At 68.5% G+C, this 19,785-nt stretch carries 15 protein-coding genes; 12 read left to right on the top strand and 3 right to left on the bottom strand.

Translation table 11 applies throughout. The annotated features are described in order from the left end of the window. Positions 1 to 183 precede the first annotated feature (183 nt). Genes gatC through gatB form a run of 3 tightly spaced genes read left to right on the top strand, consistent with a single transcriptional unit; the run spans position 184 to position 3,474 of the window. A complete protein-coding gene (gene gatC, locus CDO81_RS16630) occupies positions 184 to 483 on the top strand; it encodes an Asp-tRNA(Asn)/Glu-tRNA(Gln) amidotransferase subunit GatC (RefSeq protein WP_088484338.1) in 300 nt (99 codons plus the stop codon). Next, a complete protein-coding gene (gatA, locus tag CDO81_RS16625; RefSeq protein WP_088484337.1) occupies positions 480 to 1,970 on the top strand; it encodes an Asp-tRNA(Asn)/Glu-tRNA(Gln) amidotransferase subunit GatA in 1,491 nt (496 codons plus the stop codon). The genes gatC and gatA overlap by 4 nt, the downstream gene beginning before the upstream one ends. A gap of 1 nt (position 1,971) precedes the next feature. Then, complete coding sequence (gene gatB, locus CDO81_RS16620; protein ID WP_088484336.1) at positions 1,972 to 3,474, top strand: Asp-tRNA(Asn)/Glu-tRNA(Gln) amidotransferase subunit GatB; 1,503 nt, start codon at positions 1,972 to 1,974, stop codon at positions 3,472 to 3,474. 77 nt (positions 3,475 to 3,551) lie between these two features. Here gatB and CDO81_RS16615 read toward each other — a convergent pair whose 3' ends face one another. The 3 genes from CDO81_RS16615 to CDO81_RS16605 all read right to left on the bottom strand — a co-directional run bounded on the left by CDO81_RS16615 (position 3,552) and on the right by CDO81_RS16605 (position 7,376). Beyond that, entirely contained in the window at positions 3,552 to 4,262 is a 711-nt protein-coding gene (locus CDO81_RS16615) for a hypothetical protein (RefSeq protein WP_193466512.1), read from the bottom strand. Continuing rightward, a complete protein-coding gene (pyrE, locus tag CDO81_RS16610) occupies positions 4,262 to 4,930 on the bottom strand; it encodes an orotate phosphoribosyltransferase (RefSeq protein ID WP_088484335.1) in 669 nt (222 codons plus the stop codon). Before pyrE ends, CDO81_RS16615 begins: the two co-directional genes overlap by 1 nt. A 115-nt stretch (positions 4,931 to 5,045) precedes the next feature. Continuing rightward, the gene (locus CDO81_RS16605) at positions 5,046 to 7,376 is read right to left on the bottom strand and encodes a TonB-dependent receptor (RefSeq protein ID WP_088484334.1); all 2,331 of its coding nucleotides are present in this window, start codon (positions 7,374 to 7,376) and stop codon (positions 5,046 to 5,048) included. A 173-nt stretch (positions 7,377 to 7,549) separates the two neighbouring features. On the opposite strand from CDO81_RS16605, the gene CDO81_RS16600 reads away from it, so the two are divergent. The 9 genes from CDO81_RS16600 (at position 7,550) to CDO81_RS16560 (ending at position 19,785) form a co-directional block, all read left to right on the top strand. Beyond that, on the top strand, positions 7,550 to 8,344 hold the full coding sequence (locus CDO81_RS16600) for an exodeoxyribonuclease III (protein ID WP_088484333.1): 795 nt from the start codon (positions 7,550 to 7,552) through the stop codon (positions 8,342 to 8,344). A 191-nt stretch (positions 8,345 to 8,535) separates the two neighbouring features. After that, positions 8,536 to 8,907 (top strand): RodZ family helix-turn-helix domain-containing protein, encoded by a 372-nt coding sequence (locus CDO81_RS16595; protein ID WP_088484332.1) that lies wholly within the window; start codon positions 8,536 to 8,538, stop codon positions 8,905 to 8,907. Positions 8,908 to 8,942: 35 nt separating this feature from the next. Then, positions 8,943 to 9,764: a hypothetical protein gene (locus tag CDO81_RS16590; RefSeq protein ID WP_241517037.1), complete on the top strand. Its 822-nt coding sequence runs from the start codon at positions 8,943 to 8,945 to the stop codon at positions 9,762 to 9,764. A 90-nt stretch (positions 9,765 to 9,854) separates the two neighbouring features. Next, on the top strand, positions 9,855 to 10,454 hold the full coding sequence (locus tag CDO81_RS16585; protein WP_144397284.1) for a L,D-transpeptidase: 600 nt from the start codon (positions 9,855 to 9,857) through the stop codon (positions 10,452 to 10,454). A gap of 37 nt (positions 10,455 to 10,491) precedes the next feature. Further along, entirely contained in the window at positions 10,492 to 11,985 is a 1,494-nt protein-coding gene (locus CDO81_RS16580; protein WP_088484330.1) for an MptA/MptB family glycosyltransferase, read from the top strand. A 79-nt stretch (positions 11,986 to 12,064) separates the two neighbouring features. Further along, positions 12,065 to 13,618 (top strand): peptide MFS transporter, encoded by a 1,554-nt coding sequence (locus tag CDO81_RS16575; protein WP_206602119.1) that lies wholly within the window; start codon positions 12,065 to 12,067, stop codon positions 13,616 to 13,618. 253 nt (positions 13,619 to 13,871) lie between these two features. Beyond that, positions 13,872 to 15,071 carry an efflux RND transporter periplasmic adaptor subunit gene (locus CDO81_RS16570; RefSeq protein WP_241517036.1) on the top strand — a complete coding sequence of 400 codons (1,200 nt, stop codon included), beginning with the start codon at positions 13,872 to 13,874 and terminating at the stop codon, positions 15,069 to 15,071. A gap of 18 nt (positions 15,072 to 15,089) precedes the next feature. Further along, positions 15,090 to 18,380 carry an efflux RND transporter permease subunit gene (locus CDO81_RS16565; RefSeq protein ID WP_088484329.1) on the top strand — a complete coding sequence of 1,097 codons (3,291 nt, stop codon included), beginning with the start codon at positions 15,090 to 15,092 and terminating at the stop codon, positions 18,378 to 18,380. A 1-nt stretch (position 18,381) separates the two neighbouring features. Next, a complete protein-coding gene (locus CDO81_RS16560; protein ID WP_158218316.1) occupies positions 18,382 to 19,785 on the top strand; it encodes an efflux transporter outer membrane subunit in 1,404 nt (467 codons plus the stop codon).

Raw genomic sequence — 19,785 nt, 5'->3', positions numbered from 1 at the left:
GGGGCGCGGCTCAGAAATCGGGGGCTGAATAAGCAGCGAGGCCGCCCGAACCGCGACAAAAACCGTCGCTGACAGGGCAGCCCCGAAGGCCATGAAGATGGGCGGCGATAATAACCGATCACCCTGTTTTTAAGCCGGTCAGCACTAGGTTTCTGGCGCTGGGCTTACATCTGAAAACCCTTCATGAGCCTCACCCCTGACGACGTGAGCCGCATCGCCCATCTGGCGCGGCTGGAACTGCAGCCGGCCGAATCGGAGGCGCTGCTGGGCAACCTGAACGACTTCTTCAAGATCGTCGGCCAAATGAGCGCCGTGGACACGGCCGGCATCGAGCCGCTGTACACGCCGCTGTCGGCCATCCAGCAGGTGCAATTGCGCCTGCGGGACGACGTCGTCACCGAGAGCAACCAGCGCGAGCGCAACCAGCAAAGCGCCCCGGCCGTGGAAGACGGCCTCTTCCTCGTTCCCAAGGTCATCGAATGAAGCCCGTTCACGACATGGGCGTGGCCGAGCTGGCCGCCGCCCTGAAATCCCGCGCCCTGTCCAGCCGCGAGGCCACGCAGGCCCTGCTGGGCCGCATCGCCGCGCATGACAAGTCGCTCGGCGCCTTCCTGCACGTCGATGCCGACGGCGCCCTGGCCCGCGCGGCGGCGGCCGATGCGTTGCTCGCTGCCGGCCACGGCGGCGCGCTGACCGGCATCCCGCTGGCCCACAAGGACATCTACGTCACGGCCGACATGCCCACCACGGCCGGCTCCAAGATCCTGGCCGGCTACCGCAGCCCCTTCGATGCGACCGTCGTGGCCCGCCTGAACGCCGCGGGCACCGTGTCGCTGGGCAAGCTCAATTGCGACGAGTTCGCGATGGGCTCGGCCAACGAGAACAGCGCCTTCTTCCCGGCCAACAACCCGTGGGACCTGTCGCGCGTGCCGGGTGGTTCGTCCGGTGGTTCGGCCGTGGCGGTGGCGGCGCGCCTCGTCCCGGGCGTGACGGGCACCGACACCGGGGGCTCCATCCGCCAGCCGGCCAGCTTCACCGGCATCACGGGCATCAAGCCGACCTATGGCGTCTGCTCGCGCTACGGGATGATCGCCTTCGCCTCCAGCCTCGACCAGGCCGGCCCGATGGCCCGCTCGGCGGAAGACTGCGCCCTGCTGCTCTCGGCCATGAGCGGCTTCGATGAGCGCGACGCCACCAGCGTCAACCAGCCGCCGCAGGACTTCCACGCTCAGATGCTGGCCGCCCGCGAGGGCGCCACGGCCGCGCAGCCGCTCAAGGGCCTGCGCATCGGCCTGCCGCGGGAGTTCTTCCCGGCGGGCTTGTCGGCCGACGTGAACGCCGCCGTGCGCGCGGGCCTGGCCGAGCTGGAGAAGCTCGGCGCCACGCTGGTGGACGTGAGCCTGCCGCGCACCGAGCTGGCGATCCCCGTGTACTACATCATTGCGCCGGCCGAGGCGAGCTCCAATCTGAGTCGGTTTGATGGCGTCAAGTTCGGTCATCGTGCAGCAAAGTATGACGATCTGCTCGATATGTACAAGAAGACGCGGGCCGAAGGTTTCGGTGCCGAGGTCAAGCGCCGCATCATGATCGGCACTTACGTGCTGTCCCACGGCTACTACGACGCCTACTACCTGCAGGCCCAGAAGCTGCGCCGCATGATCGCGGACGACTTCCAGCAGTGCTTCACGCAGTGCGACGTGATTGCCGGCCCGGTGGCGCCCACCGTCGCCTGGAAGCATGGCGAGGGCAAGGACGACCCCACGCAGGCCTATCTCGCCGACATCTTCACGCTGCCCGGCTCGCTCGCCGGCCTGCCCGGCATGAGCGTGCCGGTGGGCACCGGCGCTGGCGGCCTGCCGGTCGGCTTGCAGCTCATCGGCAACTACTTCAAGGAAGGGCAGCTGCTGCACGCCGCGCACGCCCTCCAACAAGCCACCGACTGGCACACCCGTGCCCCGGCGGGGATCTGATATGCCTACATCCAAGCTCATCCGTGGCTATGAGGTCGTCATCGGCCTCGAAAACCACGTCCAGCTCTCCACACAGAGCAAGATCTTCAGCGGCAGCTCCACCGCCTTCGGCGCGGCGCCCAACACCCAGGCCTCGCCCGTGGACCTGGCCCTGCCGGGCACGCTGCCGGTGCTCAACCGCGCGGCCGTCGAGCGCGCCATCCGCTTCGGCCTGGCGGTGGGCGCCAAGGTGGCGCCGCTGTCCATCTTCGCCCGCAAGAACTACTTCTACCCCGACCTGCCCAAGGGCTACCAGATCAGCCAGTTCGAGATCCCGGTGGTGCAGGGCGGTGCGGTCGAGTTCTTCGTCGGCGACGTCAAGCACAAGGTGAACCTGACCCGCGCCCACCTCGAGGAGGACGCGGGCAAGAGCCTGCACGAGGATTACCACGGCCAGTCAGGCATCGACCTGAACCGCGCCGGCACGCCGCTGCTGGAGATCGTGTCCGAGCCCGACATGCGCTCGGCCCAGGAAGCGGCCGAGTACGCCAAGACGCTGCATGCGCTCGTCATGTGGCTGGGCATCTGCGACGGCAACATGCAGGAAGGCTCGTTCCGCTGCGACGTGAACGTGTCGGTGCGCAAGCCCGGCGAGCCCTTCGGCACCCGCCGCGAGATCAAGAACCTCAACAGCTTCCGCTTCCTGGTGGACGCGGTGAACTACGAGGTGAACTGGCAGATCGACGAGATCGAGGACGGCCGCAAGATCCAGCAGGCCACGGTGCTCTACAACCCGGACACCGGCGAAACGCGCGCCATGCGCAGCAAGGAAGACTCGGCTGACTACCGCTACTTCCCCGACCCCGACCTGCCGCCGCTGGTGATTGCGCCCGAGTGGGTGGAGCGCGTGAAGGGCGAGATGCCGGAGCTGCCGTCGGTGATGGCCGCGCGCTTCGAGAGCGTGGACGGCCTGCCGGCCTATGACGCGACCATGATGACCCAGAGCCTGGCCACGGCGCGCTACTACGAGGCGGCCAAGGCTGCCGGTGCGACGCCCAAGCTCGTCGCCAACTGGGTGATGGGCGAGATCAGCAAGCGACTTAATGCGTCGGGCGCCGAGATTGACACCGCGCCGGTCGGGCCTGAGCTGCTGGCGGCATTGATCATTCGGATCAAGGACGGCACGATCAGCAACAACGCGGCAAAAGAAGTATTCGAGTTCCTCTGGACCGCATCCGAGGCGGTGGGGTTGAGCCTGGATGCTTCCTATGCGGATCGCGCCATTGCCGACTTAGCCCGTGTCGACGCCGTCATCGAGGCCAAGGGGCTCAAGCAGGTCAGCGACACCGGCGCCATCGAGGCCATCCTCGACGAGGTGCTGGCCGCCAACCAGAAGTCGGTCGACGAGTACCGCGCCGGCAAGGACAAGGCCTTCAATGCGCTGGTCGGCCAGGCCATGAAGGCGACCAAGGGCAAGGCCAACCCGGCCCTGGTGAACGAGCTGCTGAAGAAGAAGCTGGGCTGAGGGCGCGGCGTGGGCTGGCGGGCGCCTGTGCGGCCCGCCATCGCCGCATGCGCGGCAGCCGGCGGCGGCCCAGGCGCTCAGCGCTTGGGCGTGCTGCTGCCGGTGGGTTTGGGGGTCGCAGCCGGCGCGGTCGGCTGCATCTCGCCGAGCGCCGGCAGGCTGCCCGGCGCGGTGCCGGACCAGAGCTTGCGCAGCCGCGCCAGCTCGGCGTCGTAGCCCTTGTTGATGCGCACGAGTTCGGCCTTCTGGTTCTCGATCAGCAATTGCTGGGCCTCGACGGCGGCCTCATTGGTGTCCAGGGCCTGCTTGAGCTTGGCCGGCAGGGGCTTGCCCTTGTAGAACTCGGCCTCGTCCAGCAGCGGCTTGCGCTCCTTGGTCAGGTCCTCGATGCGGCGCTCTGACAGGCGCATGGCCTTGTTGGCGTCGTCCAGCGCCGCGTGGCGGGCGCGCTGGTGAGCGGCTTCGTTGGGGTAGCGCTGCACCAGCGTGCGGTCGCGGCGGATGGCGTCCTGTTGGGCCAGGCGTTCGGCGGCGGCGCGGCGATCGGCGGCTTCCTTGGCGGCGCGCTCCTCGGGGCTCAGGAAGGGCGGCAGCGTCGTGCGCTGCGAGCCGTCGGGGTTGAGTACCCGCTGCTCGCGGGACGTGCACTCGGGGATGGGCCGGTCACTCGTGAGCTTGCGGCCGTCGGGTGTCGTGCAGGTGTAGATGCCTTTGCCCGGCGCGGCGTCCTGGGCCAGCGCGGCACTGGTGAGCCAGAGAGCAGCAGTGGCGACGGGCAGGATGCGCATCAGACGCCGTAACGCTCGCGGTAGGCCAGCACGGCCGGGCGGTGGGCGGCGAGCTCGGGCGTGCCGTCCAGATAGGCCAGCAGGTCGGCCAGGCCGGCCACGGCCACCACCGGCAGCCCGTAGCGCTGCTGCACCTGCTGCACGGCCGACAGCGGGCTGTCGACGCCGCCCTCGGCCGCCTTCTCCTGGCGGTCCAGCGCGATTGCCACGCCGCAGGGCGTGGCACCGGCGGCTTCGATCATCTGGATGGATTCGCGCACCGAGGTGCCCGCCGAGATCACGTCGTCAATGATCAGCACCCGGCCCTTCACCGGAGCGCCGACCAGCGTGCCGCCTTCGCCATGGTCCTTGGCTTCCTTGCGGTTGTAAGCGAACGGCAGGTTATGCCCGCGGCGGGCCAGCTCCATCGACACCGCCGCGGCCAGCGTGATGCCCTTGTAGGCGGGGCCGAAGATCATGTCGAACGCCAGGCCCGAGGCGATCAGGCGTTCGGCGTAGAAGCCGGCCAGGCGGCCGAGCTTGGCGCCGTCGTCGAAGAGGCCGGCGTTGAAGAAATAAGGGCTGAGCCGCCCGGCCTTGGTCTTGAACTCGCCGAAGCGCAGCACGCCGGCCTCCACGGCGAAGGCGACGAAGGACTGGGCGAGGGCATCAAGCGGCGCGGCGGACATGGCGAAGATTCTAGGGGTCAAAGAAAACGGCCCGGCCCCCGGGTAAGGGGCCGGGCCAGGCGTGGTTTTTACCGAGGAACCGGCGCGGGCCGCCGGTCACGCGGCGGCCGAGGCGTCAGAACGAGGCCTTGAACTGCACGCCGTAGCTGCGCGGCTCGTTGACGATGCCGGTCAGGTTGTCGAAGTCGATGGCCGCGACGACCTGGCGGTGGTTGGTGATGTTGCGCGAGAAGGCCGCCACTTCGTACTTGCCGGCGTTCCAGGCGTAGCCCACGCGCAGGCCGCCTTCCAGGGCCGACTTGGCCTTGTACTCCACGGCCTCGTACAGGAACATGTTGTACTTGTCCTTGTAGGCCCAGTCGGTCAGCACGGTGAGCTCACCCGCGCCGATCTCGGTGCTGTACTTCAGCGTCCAGTTCCACACCACCTTGGGGGCGCGCGGCAGCGGGTTGCCGTTGATGCTGACGGTGCCGGCCAGCGGGCCGGCGGGGTCCAGCACCGTGCAGCCCGTGTTGGGCGTCAGGAACTGGAAGTTGGCATTGCCGCAGGGCTGCACGAAGAGGTTGGGGTCCTTGATCTTCGTGTCGTTGTACGAGAAGCCCAGCGTGGTGCGCCAGTCACGGGCGATGATCGCCTGCGCATCCAGCTCGAAGCCCTGGCCCTCGGCCTTGGCGGCGTTGACCAGGCGGTTCTGGTTGGTCGAGCCCGAGCCGGCCGTCAGCTGCAGGTCCTTCACGCGGTACTTGAACACCGTGCCGGTGATGCGGGCGGTGTTGTCGAGCAGGTCGGCCTTGAAGCCGGCCTCGACGCTGAGCACCTTCTCGGAGTTGGCGATGGAGATCGAGTCGCCGAACAGCACGCGGCCCTGGATGCTGGGTGCGCGGTAGCCGGTGGCCACGCGGGCGAACAGGCTGGTGGCCTTGTCCAGGTTGTAGTTGGCGCCCAGGTCCCAGCTCCAGTTGGTGGACTTGGGGTTGGCGTAGAAGGGGCCGATGATGTCGACGTTGGGTGCCTTGCCCGGCGTCCAGGTGCGCACCGCGTCGAAGTCCTTCTTGTCGTCGGTGTAGCGCAGGCCGGCGGTGAGCTTCAGGTCAGGCGTCAGCGCGTACTTGATGTTGCCGAAGGCGGCCCAGGACTTGGCGTTCTGGTGCTGCACGGCATAGCCGTTCTGCGGGTCGCCGGTGGCGAAGCTGTCGAAGTTGAAGCTGTCCACCTGCAGCTTCTCGTTGAAGTAGTACACGCCCAGGATCCACTGCAGCGCGTCGGCGGTGTTGGACTGCAGGCGGAACTCCTGCGTCGTCTGGCGCAGGTAGGGGATGCCGTCGGCCGTCTGCGAGTCGAAGGGAATGACCGACGGGTAGGGCGTGGTGGAGCCGGCCGGGTAGTACTTCGGGCCGTCCGGGATGCCACCGAAGCGGCTGCCGAAGCCGCCGTCCACGTCGCCGCGGCTGTAGAACTTGGCGCGGTCGTGGGCGGTGATGGAGTACAGCGACATGCCGTCGAAGTCCCAGCGCAGCCGGGCGCTGACCTCGCTGGACTTGAGCGTCTGCGAGTTGTAGCCGTCGGTGGGGTAGTAGCTGTCGTCGTAGCCGTCGACCAGGTCGTTGGTGCCGCGCTTGATGATGTTGGCGCGGAAGGTGGTGGCCGTGCCCTTGTAGTCACGGGCCTGGACCTTGAACAGGCCCTCGAAGTTGCCCGACTTGTACAGCGCCTGCACGCGCAGCGCCTTGTCGTTGTAGCCCTCGAGGTCGGCGGTGGCGCCGGCGGTGGCGGCAATGGGGTTGTGCACGCGGTCGTCCTGGCGCTGCACGATGCCGGCCACGCGCATCGACCAGTCGCTGCTCAGCGGCACGTTCACGGCGGTCTCGAGGTTGACCGAGTTCCAGCGGCCGTAGCCGATGTTGGCGTAGCCCTCGAAGCGCTTGCCCGGCTTGGCCGAGTCGAACTTCATCACGCCGGCGGGCGAGTTGCGGCCGAAGAGGGTGCCCTGCGGGCCGCGCAGCAGCTCGACCTGCGCCATGTCGAACACCGGGAAGCCCTTGAGCGCGATGCTTTCCTGCACCACGTCGTCATAGACCAGACCCACCGGCTGGGAGGCGTTCATGTCGAAATCGGTGTTGCCCAGGCCGCGCACATAAAAGCGCGGGAAGGTGCGGCCGTAGTCCGACTCGATGTTCAGGCTCGGCACCTTGCCGGACAGCGCGCGCACGTCCTGGCCGGCGGCGTTGTAGGTGTCGAGTTCCTCGGACTTGATGGCCGAGATGGACAGCGGCACTTCCTTCAGGTTTTCGGCGCGCCGGCTGCCGGTCACGATGACGGCCTCGAGCTGGTTCACGTCCTTCTTGGCTTCGGGGGCCGCGGCCGTCTGGGCGACGGCGGCGTGCATCGGGAAGGCGGAGGCCAGCGCGAGGGCCAGCAGGGTGGGAGAAATGCGGGGTGTCGGCATGGAATGTCCTCGGGTTGCAAGCGGTGAGCGGGGGGACGGTGGGCGCTGGTTACGCCTCGGTTTCCTACGGGATCGTAAAGATCGCGTGACGGATTCATGATGAAAGCACGCGGGCTGTTGTGCTTTTGCTGCACTGCGATACTTCTGCGGGTCATCCCTCTCCCCAAGTTCTCATGCGCTTCATCACGGCCAACCTCAACGGCGTGCGGTCTGCCGCCACCAAAGGCTTCTTCGACTGGCTCGATGCGCAGAAGGCCGACGCAGTCGGTGTGCAAGAACTCAAGGCCCAGGCCGACGTGGTGGAAGACAAGTTCCGCGAGTGCGGCAAGCTGCGTGGGCAGTTCCACTACGCCGAGAAGAAGGGCTATTCGGGCGTGGGCCTGTACACCCGGGAAGAGCCGAGCGACGTGGTCACGGGTCTGGGCATTGCCGAGTTCGACGTCGAAGGCCGCTGGATCGAGAAACGCTTCGACAAGCCCGGCCGCAAGCTGAGTCTGATCAGCGTTTACTTCCCGAGCGGCACCAGTGGCGAAGAGCGGCAGGCGGTCAAGTTCCGCTTCCTGGCCGCCCTCGCACCGCATCTGCGGGCGCTCAAGGCCGAGCGCGAGTTCATCCTCGTGGCTGACGTCAACATCGCCCACAAGGAGATCGACCTGAAGAACTGGCGCGGCAACCAGAAGAACAGCGGCTTCCTGCCCGAGGAGCGCGCCTGGCTGACGCAGTTGTTCGACACCGGCGCCGACGGCGGCGGCCTGGTGGACGTGTTCCGCACCCTCAACGACAAGCCCGAGCAATACACCTGGTGGAGCGCCCGTGGCGCCGCCCGCGCCAACAACGTCGGGTGGCGGCTGGACTACCACCTCGCCACGCCGGCGCTGGCGGCCCTGGCCCGCAAGGAGGCGATCTACACCGCCCAGCCCTTCAGCGACCACGCGCCGTTGACGATCGACTACGACTTCAAGCTCTGATCGGGTGACGCGCGCAAGTCAGTCGCGACGAGCGTAACGAGCCGCTACCAGGTGGCCCAGCCTCCTACAGGCGATCGCACGCCACGCTGACCCCGCATCCGAAGACCCCGTCCTAGAGTGAACTCCAGCCGGTGACAGCCCGGCCTCGCCGCCCGGCCTTCCCGCCGGTCCCGCATTGAAAGGAGTTCACCATGTCCCGCATCAAGACCGCCACCACCGCCCTGACCGCCGCCGTCCTCGTGACCGGCATCGGCCTGGCCGTCGCCCAGACGGCCGAGCCGACCACGCCCGCCGACGCCATGACGGCCGCCCCGAGCGAGCAGACCCCGGCTGATCCGAACGCACCGACGCAGCCGGTGCAGCCGGTCCCGCAGAGCGACACCTCGACGCAGGCTCAGCAGCAGACGCCGCCTGCCGCCACCCCCAGCACGACGACGCCGCTGCCCAGCGACAGCACGACGCGCACCACCATGGACAGCCCCACGACGGCCACGCCCATGTCGTCCACCAACGACGGCATGACGGGAGGCACCGAGCCCGCCCCGCGCGCCGACCGGAACTGACGTCCTGACCTCGCAGCGCTGGTCCCCCGCACACCATGACCCCCGGAACCGACGCTGACCGCGCCGCTGAGAAGTGGCGCGACATCCTGATCGGCCTGGGCCAAGGCGCGCTGATCGCCGCCGTGGCCCTGGCCGCTCTCTACTTCTTCTACGGTGATCGCTACCGGCCGCGGCATTCGCCGGCAGCGCCCACCCTGGCGGCCCCCTCGACGCCTGCATCGGCCGCCGCTCAGGAAGCGCCGCTGCAGCGCGCCCTCGACTTTGGCCGCACCCGCGCCCCGGATGATGTGCGTCGCGTCGCCGCCTGGGCGGTGGATGAGGCCGACAACGGGCGCCTGCCGTTCGCCATCGTCGACAAACGCCGCGCGCAGGTCTATGTGTTCGAGGCCACCGGCCGCCTGCTGGGCACCAGCCCGGTGCTGCTGGGCTATGCCGCTGGCGACGACTCGGTCGCCGGCATCGGCAGCAAGGCCATCGAGGACATCAAGCCCCAGGAGCGCACCACACCGGCCGGACGCTTCGTCTCCACGCCGGGGCGCAATTCGCTCGGCCACGAGGTGGTCTGGGTGGACTATGAGGCCGCGGTGTCCATGCACCGGGTGCGCGCCACCAATCCCAAGGAGCGCCGGCTGGAGCGCCTGGCCACGCCCACGCCGGCCGACAACCGCATCAGCTGGGGCTGCATCAACGTGCCGGTGGCCTTCTTCGATGAGATCGTCTGGCCCCAGATCGGCCGCGGGCGCGCCGTGGTCTACGTGCTGCCGGAGCAGCGTCCGCTGGCGGCCTTCTTCCCGCGAGCCGCTGCACCTGCCGTCGCACTGGCCAGCCCGCGCCCAGGTAACAGCGCCCGACCGTGAAGTCCTGACCTGCTGTTTGCACGGCAAGCTGCCTAGACTGCCCGCACGGGTGGTCGCGCAGGGGTCGCCGCCCGCCGGAAGGGGCGTCGCGTGGGCAGCAGGGTTTTCAAGTGGGTGGTCGGTCTGTCGGCCGTGTTGAGCATCATGAGCGCGGGCGCCGAGGTCATCTCGCGACCCGTGCTGGCTGACCGGCACGACGGCCGCCCGTTTGCCATCGTCGACAAGCGCAGCGCCACCCTGTCGGTGCATGACGCCGAGGGCCGCCTCATCGGCCGCGCGCCGGTGCTGCTGGGTTTGACGCCTGGCGATGTCGAGCCCGCCAGTGCGCGGGGCAAGGACCCCTCCGCGCTGGGCCCAGCTGAGCGCGTGACGCCCGCCGGGCGCTTCGAGGCCCAACCGGGCCGCAACCTGAACGGCGAGCGCATCGTCTGGTTCAACTACGACGCCCACCTGGCCATCCACCGCCTGCGGCCGGCGCCGGCCAGCCAGCAGCGGCCCGAGCGGCTGGCCTCCCCGCGGGTGGAAGACCGGCGCATCACGCTGGGCTGCGTGGCGGTCGACCCCGCATTCTTCGACCAGGTCGTGCTGCCGACACTCGGGTCGGGCGCCAGCCTGGTTTACATCCTGCCGGAACGTGAACCCGTTCTCGCGGGCGGCGGTCCCGTCACCGCTTCGCTCGCGGCCCGCTGAGGACTCGGTGCCCCTGAGGCCGTAGCATGCGCGGCCCATGACGTCCTCTGCCTCCACGCCCACTGTTGCCAGCCCCGAGCGCGAGCGCGAGTTGGGCCGTTGGGCCGTCGCCTATGGCGTGCTGGCCCTGCTGACGATGGCCGTCTCGGCCCGGCTGTGGTGGGCATCGCCGCTGCGGCTGACGCGCTTCGAGTTCGACTACTTCCTCGGGCTGTTCCACGACACCCCCTGGGCCGTAGACGCCGTGCTGTGGGGGCGGGGGCTGCAGACCGTGTTGATGCTGGGCCTGGGCGGGCTGTACCTGGGCCTGGTGCGCCGGCTGATGGTAGCGCCCGAGGCCTGGTCGAACCGCTCGGTCGCGCGCTGCATCGCGGCGCTGTCCCTCGTGTTCGCGCTGGGCTTGCCCTGGGTGAGCCCCGATGTCTTCTATTACATCGGCACCGGTTGGCTGGAGTCGCACTACGGGCTGAACCCCTACCTCGACGTCATGGCCCGGGTGCCGGGCGCGGCCAAGGAGCCGATGTTCGCCAACGTGTTCCCGGCGTTCCTGCAAGGGGTGACGCCTTACGGGCCGGTGTTCCAGAAGCTGGCGGCGGCCGTGGCGCTGCTGTCGGGCGGCCACGAGAAGCTGGCGCTCGCGCTGTTCAAGGCGGTGTTCCTGGCCTTGCACGCCGGCAACTGCTGGCTGGTCTACCAGCTCGCGCCGGCCGCCTGGCGGCGGGTGGCCCTGCTGGCATATGGGGCCAATCCGCTGATCCTCTTCAGCGTGCTGACCTGCGTCCACAACGATCACCTGACCAATTTCAGCGTGCTGGCCGCGCTGGTGTTGCTGCGCCGGGGCGGCTGGTTTGCTGCCGGCGCCGCGTTGGGAGTGGCGTTCAGCTGCAAATACTTTCCCGTGGTGTTCCTGCCGGCCTTCGCGGCGGCGGCCTGGTGCCAGGCCAGGCTGGAGGGCCGGCCCCCGGTGTGGCCGAGCCTGCGCCTGGTGGCCGGTTTCGCCGGCGTGGCACTCGGCGCCCAGCTGGTCTACCCGGGCTCGGTGGCCAAGTTGACGAGCATGGCGAGCAGCGGGTTTGACGTCTACCGCAACAGCGTGCACCACCTGATTGTTCTGCTGTTGGGCGGCGCCCATGGGCTGTCCGACTACGGGCAGGTGCTGCAACGGGCGTTCATCGCCAGCTACCCGGTGCTGCTGCTCGCGTTCTGGCCCCGGCTGCGCCGCGCACCGTTCGAGGCCTGCGTGCAGCTGTGCCTGACCACCACCCTCGCCTACTTCGTGCTGGTGAACGCCTGCAACCAGGAGTGGTACCTCACCTGGCTGATGGGCCTGGCCTTCATCCAGGCGCGCGGCGCGGCCTGGCGCTTGGCGCTGTGGCTGTCGGTCGCCTTCGTGCCGCTGGTCATCTTCACGGTCAAAAGTCACCCCTTCGTGGGCATCCTGGCCAACACGGCGCTTTACCTGATCCTGGCCGGCGGGGTGCTCGACTACCTGCGCCGGCTGCGGGCCGAGCCCCTGCCTGCGGGGGCGTGAAGCTGGCGTTTGCCAGGGGGTGAGGCGCCTGAAGCGAAGGTGACAATCGCCGCCACCCTGATTTCTGACGGTTCATATCTTGGCTACCACCACCGCCGCCCAACCCGGGCGCACCGCGCAGGCACCGGCCACCATCCTCGGCCAGCCCAACCAGCTCTTCGTCCTGTTCTTCACCGAGATGTGGGAGCGCTTCTCCTACTACGGCATGCGGGCCCTGCTCGTGCTGTTCCTGGTTACCGAGGCCAGCAAGGGCGGCTGGGGTTGGAGCCGGGCCGACGCCACCAACCTCTACGGCTGGTACACGATGTTCGTGTACTTCACCCCCATCCTGGGCGGCTACGTGGCTGACCGGCTGCTGGGCACCCGTCGCTCGGTGCTGCTGGGCGGCTTCATCATCGCGGCCGGCCATGTGGCGCTCTTCCTGGAGACCGTGACGAGCTTCTACATCGGCCTGGGCCTGGTCATCATCGGCACCGGCCTGTTCAAGCCGAATATCTCGGCCATCGTCGGCCAGCTCTACGGCAAGGACAACGAAGGCGCCCGTGACGGCGGCTACACGTTGTTCTACATGGGCGTGAACGCGGGCGCCTTCTTCGGCATCTCGCTGTGCGGCTACATCGGCGAGAAGATCGGCTGGAACCTGGGCTTTGGCTTGGCGGGCGTGTTCATGATCCTGGGCGCTATCCAGTTCTGGCTCAGCCAGGGCCTGTTCGGCAGCATCGGCGACAAGATCGACGCCACCAAGAAGGTCGTCGAGGAGAAGCTGGACGACACGCCGGCCCACGTGGTGGCCGACCGACTGAAGGCGATCTTCGTGTTCTCCTTCTTCACGATCTTCTTCTGGTTCGCCTTCGAGCAAGCCGGCGGCTCGATGACCATCTTCGCGGCCGACTACACCGACCGCACCCTGGTCGGCACGAGCGGCCTGGTCTTCAAGATCGTCAACACCGCCATGACGCTGGTGCCGGCGTCCATCCTGACCTGGCTCCTGTTCAAGCTCTACCGCTCCACGGGTGGCCGCTACGCCATGGCCAACCTCTCGCTGGGCGTGGCCTTCGCCATCATCTGGGGCCTGTGCCTGTGGATGCTGGGCCGCGAGTTCGCGATGGACCAGAGCGAAGTGCCCGCCACCTGGTTCGGCGTGCTCAACAGCTTCTTCATCGTGGTGCTGGCGCCGATGTTCTCCAAGATGTGGGAGAAGCACTGGAACCCGTCCGGCCCGGTCAAGTTCGGCGTGGGCCTGGTGCTGCTGGGCCTTGGCTTTGCCGTGCTGTCCTACGGCTCCTCCGGCATCCCGCAGGGCGCCAAGACCGCCCAGGTCAGCATGATGTTCCTGACGCTGGCCTACCTGTTCCACACCATGGGTGAGCTGTGCCTGTCGCCCGTGGGCTTGAGCTACATCTCCAAGCTGGCACCGACGCGCCTGCTGGGCTTGATGTTCGGCGTCTGGTTCCTGAACTCGGCCATCGCCAACAAGATCGCCGGCTCCACCGGCTCCTACATCGACGCCATCTCCAGCCAGTACTCGATGTCGGTCTTCTTCCTGATCTTCACGGTCATCCCCATCGGCGCCGGCGTCGTGCTGATGCTGCTGAACCCCCTCATGAAGCGGTGGATGCACGGCGTTCACTAGACCACCCCCTCCGGCCTGACGGCCGCCCCCTCAAGGGGGCACTCCCGACGGCCCGGCGAAGCCGGTTCCGTGGGAGTCGCTGGATGAACGGCCAGGCTACGCCGGCCTTTTGACAAAGAGCCGCCCCACGACAGTGCGGGCGGCTTTTCTTTGGGCGGTCGATTGTTGCCATTGGCTGTCAGCAGCATTTCAAGTTGGCGATGTTTCTGACACAGTGATCTCGTTACAGTCGCGCGCTTGCTTGGAGCCTCGCATGATGAAAAAGAACCTCGCGTTCACGCTGACCCCTGTCCTGCTGGCCCTGCTGGCCGCCTGTGGCCAGAAGCCTGACGGCGCTGGCGGCCATGGCGGCCCCGGTGGCCCGCCGCCCGTGTCGGTGGCGCCCGCGACGCAGCGCGAGGTGCAGGAGTTCGACGAATTCACCGCCCGCCTGGAGGCGCCCGACACGGTCGAGGTGCGCGCCCGCGTGGCCGGCACCGTCGAGGCGGTGCGCTTCAAGGAAGGCCAGGTCGTGAAGAAGGGCGAGCCCCTGTTCACCATCGACGCCCGCGCCTTCAAGGCCGACGTGGCCCGGGCCGAGGCGCAGGTCGCCGCGCTCAAGACCCAGTCCGAACTCGCCCGCGCCGACCTGGCCCGCGCCGAGAAGCTGGTGTCGGTCAATGCGGTCAGCCAGCAGGAGATCGACCAGCTCCGCACCGCGCTGCGCAGCGCCGAGGCCAACCTCAAGGGCGCCGAAGCGGCGCTGGTGCAATCCCGCCTGAACGTCGAGTACGCCAACGTCACCGCGCCCGTCACCGGCCGCACCTCGCGCGCCAACGTCACGCCCGGCAACCTCGTCGGCGTGGGCGACCCGGTGCTGACCACGCTGGTCTCCAGCGACAAGGTCTACGCCTATTTCGACGCCAGCGAAGCCACGTTCCTGAAGTACATGCGCGCGGCCAAGCCGGCCTCCACCGTCGTGCAGATGGGCCTGTCCAACGAAGACGGCTTCCCGCACACCGGCAAGCTCGACTTCGTCGACAACCGCCTGAACCCCGCCACCGCGTCCATCCGCGCCCGCGCGGTGTTCGACAACAAGGGCGGCCAGTTCACGCCCGGCCTGTACGCCCGCGTGAAGCTCGGCGGCAGCGCCACCTACAGCGGCGTCGTGGTGCCCGACCGCGCGATCACGACCGACCAGACGAAGAAGATCGTGCTCGTCGTCGGCCCCAACAACATCGTGCAGCCGCGTCCGGTCAACCCGGGCGCCCTGATCGACGGCATGCGCGTGGTCGATGGCGTCAAGGCGGGCGAGCTCGTCATCGTCGACGGCCTGCTGCGTGCCTTCCCGGGCGCCCCGGTCACGCCCCAGGTGCTGAAGGTGGACGACAAGGGCATGCCCATCCCGGCACCGCAACCCGGCGCGCCAGGCGCCGCCCCCGCGCCCGCCCCGGCCTCCGCCGCCTCGAAGTAACGCCAAGGCGGTAGCCCCATGGACATCTCACGCTTCTTCATCGACCGGCCGCGCTTCGCGACCGTGTTGTCCCTCTTCATCTTCCTCATCGGCGCGCTGGCCATCCCGCTGCTGCCGATCTCGGAGTACCCCGAGGTCGCGCCGCCGCAGGTGGTGGTGCGCGCCCAGTACCCGGGTGCCAACCCACGCGTGATCTCCGAGACGGTGGCCACGCCGCTGGAAGAGCAGATCAACGGCCTCGAAAACGTGCTGTATTTCGAGAGCCAGGCCACGGGTGACGGCGCCATGACGCTGACCGTCACCTTCAAGATCGGCACCCACCCCGAGGCCGCGGAGACCGCGGTGCAGAACCGCATCAACCGTGCCCTGCCCCGTCTGCCCGACATCGTGCGCCAGATCGGCGTGACGACCGAGAAGAGCAGCCCGAACCTGACCATGGTGGTCCACCTGGTCAGCCCGGACAACTCGCGCGACGCGCTGTACCTGCGCAACTACGGCACGCTGAACGTGCGTGACGACCTGCTGCGCATTCCCGGCATGGGCTCGGTGCTGAGCTTCGGCGCGGGCGACTACGCGATGCGCATCTGGCTCGACCCGCAAAAGCTCGCGGGCCGCAACCTGACCGCGACCGACGTCGTCAACGCCATCCGCGAGCAGAACACCCAGGTGGCGGCCGGTGTCGTCGGTGCGTCCCCGTCGCCCAAGGGCACCGACTTCCAGCTCGCCATCAACGCCCAGGGCCGACTGGCCAGCGAAGAGGAGTTCGGCAACATCATCATCCGCACCGAGCCGGCCACCGGCGCCTTCGTGCGCGTGAAGGATGTCGGCCGGGTGGAGATCAGTGCCAACACTTACGCGCTGCGCAGCCTGCTGAACAACAAGGAAGCCGCGGCCATCGCCATCTTCCAGGCGCCGGGCTCCAACGCGCTGGCCATCTCCGACAACGTCCGCAAGACCATGGAGCGGCTCAAGGCCAGCTTCCCCAAGGGGGTCGACTACGCCATCGTCTACGACCCCACGCGCTTCGTGCAGACCTCCATCGAGAAGGTCGTGCACACGCTGTTCGAGGCCGTGGCGCTGGTGGTGCTGGTCGTCATCATCTTCCTGCAGACCTGGCGCGCCTCCATCATTCCGCTGGTGGCGGTGCCGGTGTCTATCGTCGGCACTTTCGCGGTGCTTCTGCTGCTGGGCTTCTCGATCAACACGCTGACGCTGTTCGGCCTGGTGCTGGCCATCGGTATCGTGGTGGACGACGCCATCGTGGTGGTCGAGAACGTCGAGCGCAACATCCAGGACGGCCTCACGCCGCATGACGCCACCGTCAAGGCCATGCGCGAGGTCTCCGGGCCCATCATCGCGATCGCGCTGGTGCTGTGCGCGGTGTTCATCCCGCTGACGCTGGTGCCGGGCCTGTCGGGCCAGTTCTACAAGCAGTTCGCGGTCACCATCGCCATCTCGACGGTGATCTCGGCCTTCAACTCGCTGACGCTGTCGCCGGCGCTGGCCGCCATCCTGCTGCGCCCGCACGATGCCCCCAAGGACGCGCTCACGCGCGGCATGGACCGCGTCTTCGGCCGCTTCTTCCACTGGTTCAACTGCGCCTTCCAGCGCCGCTCGGCGGCCTATGGCCGCGGCGTGACCGGCATCCTCAAGCGTAAGTCCTTCGCCCTGGTCATCTATGCGCTGCTGCTGGGTGCCACCGCGCTGGTGTTCTCGCGCATCCCCAGCGGCTTCGTGCCCGCGCCCGACAAGCAGTACCTGATCGGCGTGGCCCAGCTGCCGGCCGGGGCGAGCCTGGACCGCACCGAGGAAGTCATCCGCCAGATGAGCGACATCGCGTTGAAGGTGCCCGGCATCGTCGACTCGGTGGCCTTCCCCGGCCTGTCGGTCGCCGGCTTCTCGGCCTCGCCCAACGAAGGCATCGTGTTCTTCGGCCTGGACAGCTTCGACAAGCGCACCTCGCGTGAGCTGAGCAAGGAAGCCATCCTGGGCCAGGTCAACGGCGCCATCCAGCAGATCAAGGGCGCGCGCATGTTCGTCGTGCCGCCGCCGCCGGTCGACGGCCTGGGCATCGCGGGTGGCTTCAAGGTGCAGGTGCAGGACCGCAGCAGCCAGGGCGAACAGGCACTCTACGGTGCGACCTGGGGCACGCTGGGCCAGATCTACGGCAACCCCAACACGTCCATCGGCACGCCGTACTCGACCTACGACATCAACGTGCCGCAGCTGTTCGCCAACGTGGACCGCGTGAAGGCCAAGCAGATGGGCGTGCCGCTGGGTTCGATCTACGACACCCTGCAGATCAACCTCGGCTCGCTGTACGTCAACGACTTCACCAAGTTCGGCAAGACCTACCAGGTCATCGTGCAGGCCGATGCGCCCTTCCGCGCCAAGGCCGAAGACGTTGTCCAGCTCAAGACGCGCAACGGTGCTGGGGACATGGTGCCCCTGGGCTCGCTGATGAATGTCGAGCCGACCTTCGGCCCGACCCGCGTCACCCGCTACAACGGCTTCCCGAGCGCGGACATCAACGGCGCGCCCAAGCCCGGCTTCTCGTCGGGCCAGGCCGAGGTCGAGATCGAGCGCCTGCTCAAGACCCTGCCGCGCGGCTTCGGCTATGAGTTCACCGACCTCAGCTACCAGGACCGCCTGACCCGCGACGTGACCCTGCCCGGCACCGACATCAAGGTGCCGACGCTGGCCGCCGTGCTCGCCTTCTCGGTGCTGCTGGTCATCCTCGTGCTGGCCGCCCAGTACGAGAGCTGGACGCTGCCGCTGGCCATCATCCTGATCGTGCCGATGTGCATCCTGTCGGCGCTGTTCGGGGTGTGGCTGTCGCACCTGCCGCCCTTCATGCAGGCGGGCGACCTGAACATCTTCACGCAGGTGGCGCTGGTGGTGCTGGTGGGCCTGGCGTGCAAGAACGCCATCCTGATCGTCGAGTTCGCCAAGGAACTCGAAGAGCAGGGCCGCAGCATCCGTGATGCCGTCATCGAAGCCTGCCGCCTGCGGCTGCGCCCCATCCTGATGACGTCCATCGCGTTCTGCGCCGGTGTCATTCCGCTGATCCTGGGCAGCGGCGCCGGCAGCGAGATGCGCCGTGCGATGGGCATCGCGGTGTTCTCGGGCATGCTGGGCGTGACGCTGTTCGGCATCTTCCTGACGCCGGTGTTCTACAGCCTGCTGCGCGCCGGCACCGAGAAGCGCCGTGCCCGTGCAGCTGCGCTGCGGGCCCAGGTCGACGCGTCGGCGCACGCCTTCCACCCTGGCATCGACGATGCCGAAAACGCCAAGAAGGAGGGCCACTGACATGCTCGTCCGCCTGACCCCCCTCGCCCTGGCGGCCGCGGCTGCTGCGCTGCTCGCGGGCTGCGCCGCTCCTGGCCTGAAGGACGGCCCGAAGAATCTCGCGCCCGCCAGCTTCACCCAGCTGCCGCCAGCCAACCCCGGCGCCGCAACGATGACCACGGCCTTCGTCGACAGCGCGCAGCTGCAGCGCGTGGTGGACGAGGTGCTGGCCAACAACCGCGACCTGCGCGCCGCCGCCGCCCGGCTCAAGCAGGCCGAAGCCCTGGCCGATGCCGCCGGTGCCCGGCGACTGCCGTCGGTCAGCGCCGGTGCCAATGCCAGCCGCCAGCGCGCGCCCAACGACCAGGGCGTCTACAACAACTTCAACAGCTACGGCGTGAACGCCACGGCGAGCTGGGAAGTCGACCTCTGGGGCCGCGTGTCCGCCACCGCCCAGGCGGCGGGTTATGACGCTCAAAGTGCCGCCCTGGACCGCGATGCCGCCGCCCTCAGCCTGGCCGGTACGGCGCTGAACCTGCAGGCCCAGCTTATCGGCCTGGGTCACCGGCTCAAGCTCGCCAAGGAAACCCTGGTGGTGCAGAACCAGCTGCTGGACCTTGTGAAGGCCCGCGTCGGCGCCGGCCGCGGCACGGCGCTGGACCAGGCTCGCGCCGAGGCGCTCGTCGCGCAGACCTCGGCCAGCGTGCCGGCCCTGCGCAATGCGGCCTGCCTGACCCGCCTGCAGCTCGACGTGTTGCGCGGCCAGCCGCCGGCTGACTGCGACAAGGCCGACAGCGACCCCCTGCCCTCGATGCCCGAGCCGCGCCTGATCAGCCTGGGCACCCTGCCCGACCCGGCCGGCCTGCTGGCGGCGCGCCCCGACGTCAAGGCCGCCACCGTCCGCGCCCAGGCGGCCGCCGCCCGCGCCCAGGTCGCCTGGGCCGCGCGCTGGCCCACGCTCGGCCTGACCGGCCAGATCGGCTGGAGCGCCGGCAGCAGCAGCGACCTGTTCAAGAGCGGCACGCAGATCCACAGCATCGCCGCGGCGCTGAACTGGAACTTCCTCGACTTTGGTGCCCGCAAGGCCGAAGCCTCGGCCGCCCGCTCGGGCTTCGACGCCGCGGTGGCCTCAGCCGAGCAGGCGCAGCTCACCGCACTGCAGGACGCCCAAGGCAGCCTCTCCACGCTGCGCGAGACCGAACAGCAAGCCACCGCCCAGGCGGCCGCCGCCGAGGCCACGCAGCGCGCCCGCGACCTGGCCTTGAAGCGCTACGAGGCCGGCGTGACCGACTTCTACGCGCTGCTCAGCGCCGAGCAGGAGCGCCTGGCCGCGCAGGACGCGCTCATCCAGGTGCAGACCCAGCGCGCCACTGCGTTGCTGGGCGTGCACAAGGCGTTTGCGGCGAAGCTGACCTCGGGGAGCTGA

Origin of the sequence: Roseateles puraquae, assembly GCF_002205845.1 — a bacterium.
In the GTDB taxonomy this organism is placed as follows: Bacteria; Pseudomonadota; Gammaproteobacteria; order Burkholderiales; family Burkholderiaceae_C; genus Pelomonas; species Pelomonas puraquae.
Note: the sequence above shows the minus strand (reverse complement) of the source record. Positions and strands in the feature narration are given on the sequence as shown.

Bases quoted from the DNA above. Each gene is read 5' to 3' on its own strand.
- CDO81_RS16560 (WP_158218316.1), top strand. From the start codon at position 18,382: ATGCTCGTCCGCCTGACCCCCCTCGCCCTGGCGGCCGCGGCTGCTGCG.
- gatC (WP_088484338.1), top strand. From the start codon at position 184: ATGAGCCTCACCCCTGACGACGTGAGCCGCATCGCCCATCTGGCGCGG.
- CDO81_RS16615 (WP_193466512.1), bottom strand. From the start codon at position 4,262: ATGCGCATCCTGCCCGTCGCCACTGCTGCTCTCTGGCTCACCAGTGCC.
- CDO81_RS16570 (WP_241517036.1), top strand. From the start codon at position 13,872: ATGATGAAAAAGAACCTCGCGTTCACGCTGACCCCTGTCCTGCTGGCC.
- CDO81_RS16605 (WP_088484334.1), bottom strand. From the start codon at position 7,376: ATGCCGACACCCCGCATTTCTCCCACCCTGCTGGCCCTCGCGCTGGCC.
- pyrE (WP_088484335.1), bottom strand. From the start codon at position 4,930: ATGTCCGCCGCGCCGCTTGATGCCCTCGCCCAGTCCTTCGTCGCCTTC.
- CDO81_RS16565 (WP_088484329.1), top strand. From the start codon at position 15,090: ATGGACATCTCACGCTTCTTCATCGACCGGCCGCGCTTCGCGACCGTG.
- gatB (WP_088484336.1), top strand. From the start codon at position 1,972: ATGCCTACATCCAAGCTCATCCGTGGCTATGAGGTCGTCATCGGCCTC.
- CDO81_RS16595 (WP_088484332.1), top strand. From the start codon at position 8,536: ATGTCCCGCATCAAGACCGCCACCACCGCCCTGACCGCCGCCGTCCTC.
- gatA (WP_088484337.1), top strand. From the start codon at position 480: ATGAAGCCCGTTCACGACATGGGCGTGGCCGAGCTGGCCGCCGCCCTG.
- CDO81_RS16580 (WP_088484330.1), top strand. From the start codon at position 10,492: ATGACGTCCTCTGCCTCCACGCCCACTGTTGCCAGCCCCGAGCGCGAG.
- CDO81_RS16590 (WP_241517037.1), top strand. From the start codon at position 8,943: ATGACCCCCGGAACCGACGCTGACCGCGCCGCTGAGAAGTGGCGCGAC.
- CDO81_RS16600 (WP_088484333.1), top strand. From the start codon at position 7,550: ATGCGCTTCATCACGGCCAACCTCAACGGCGTGCGGTCTGCCGCCACC.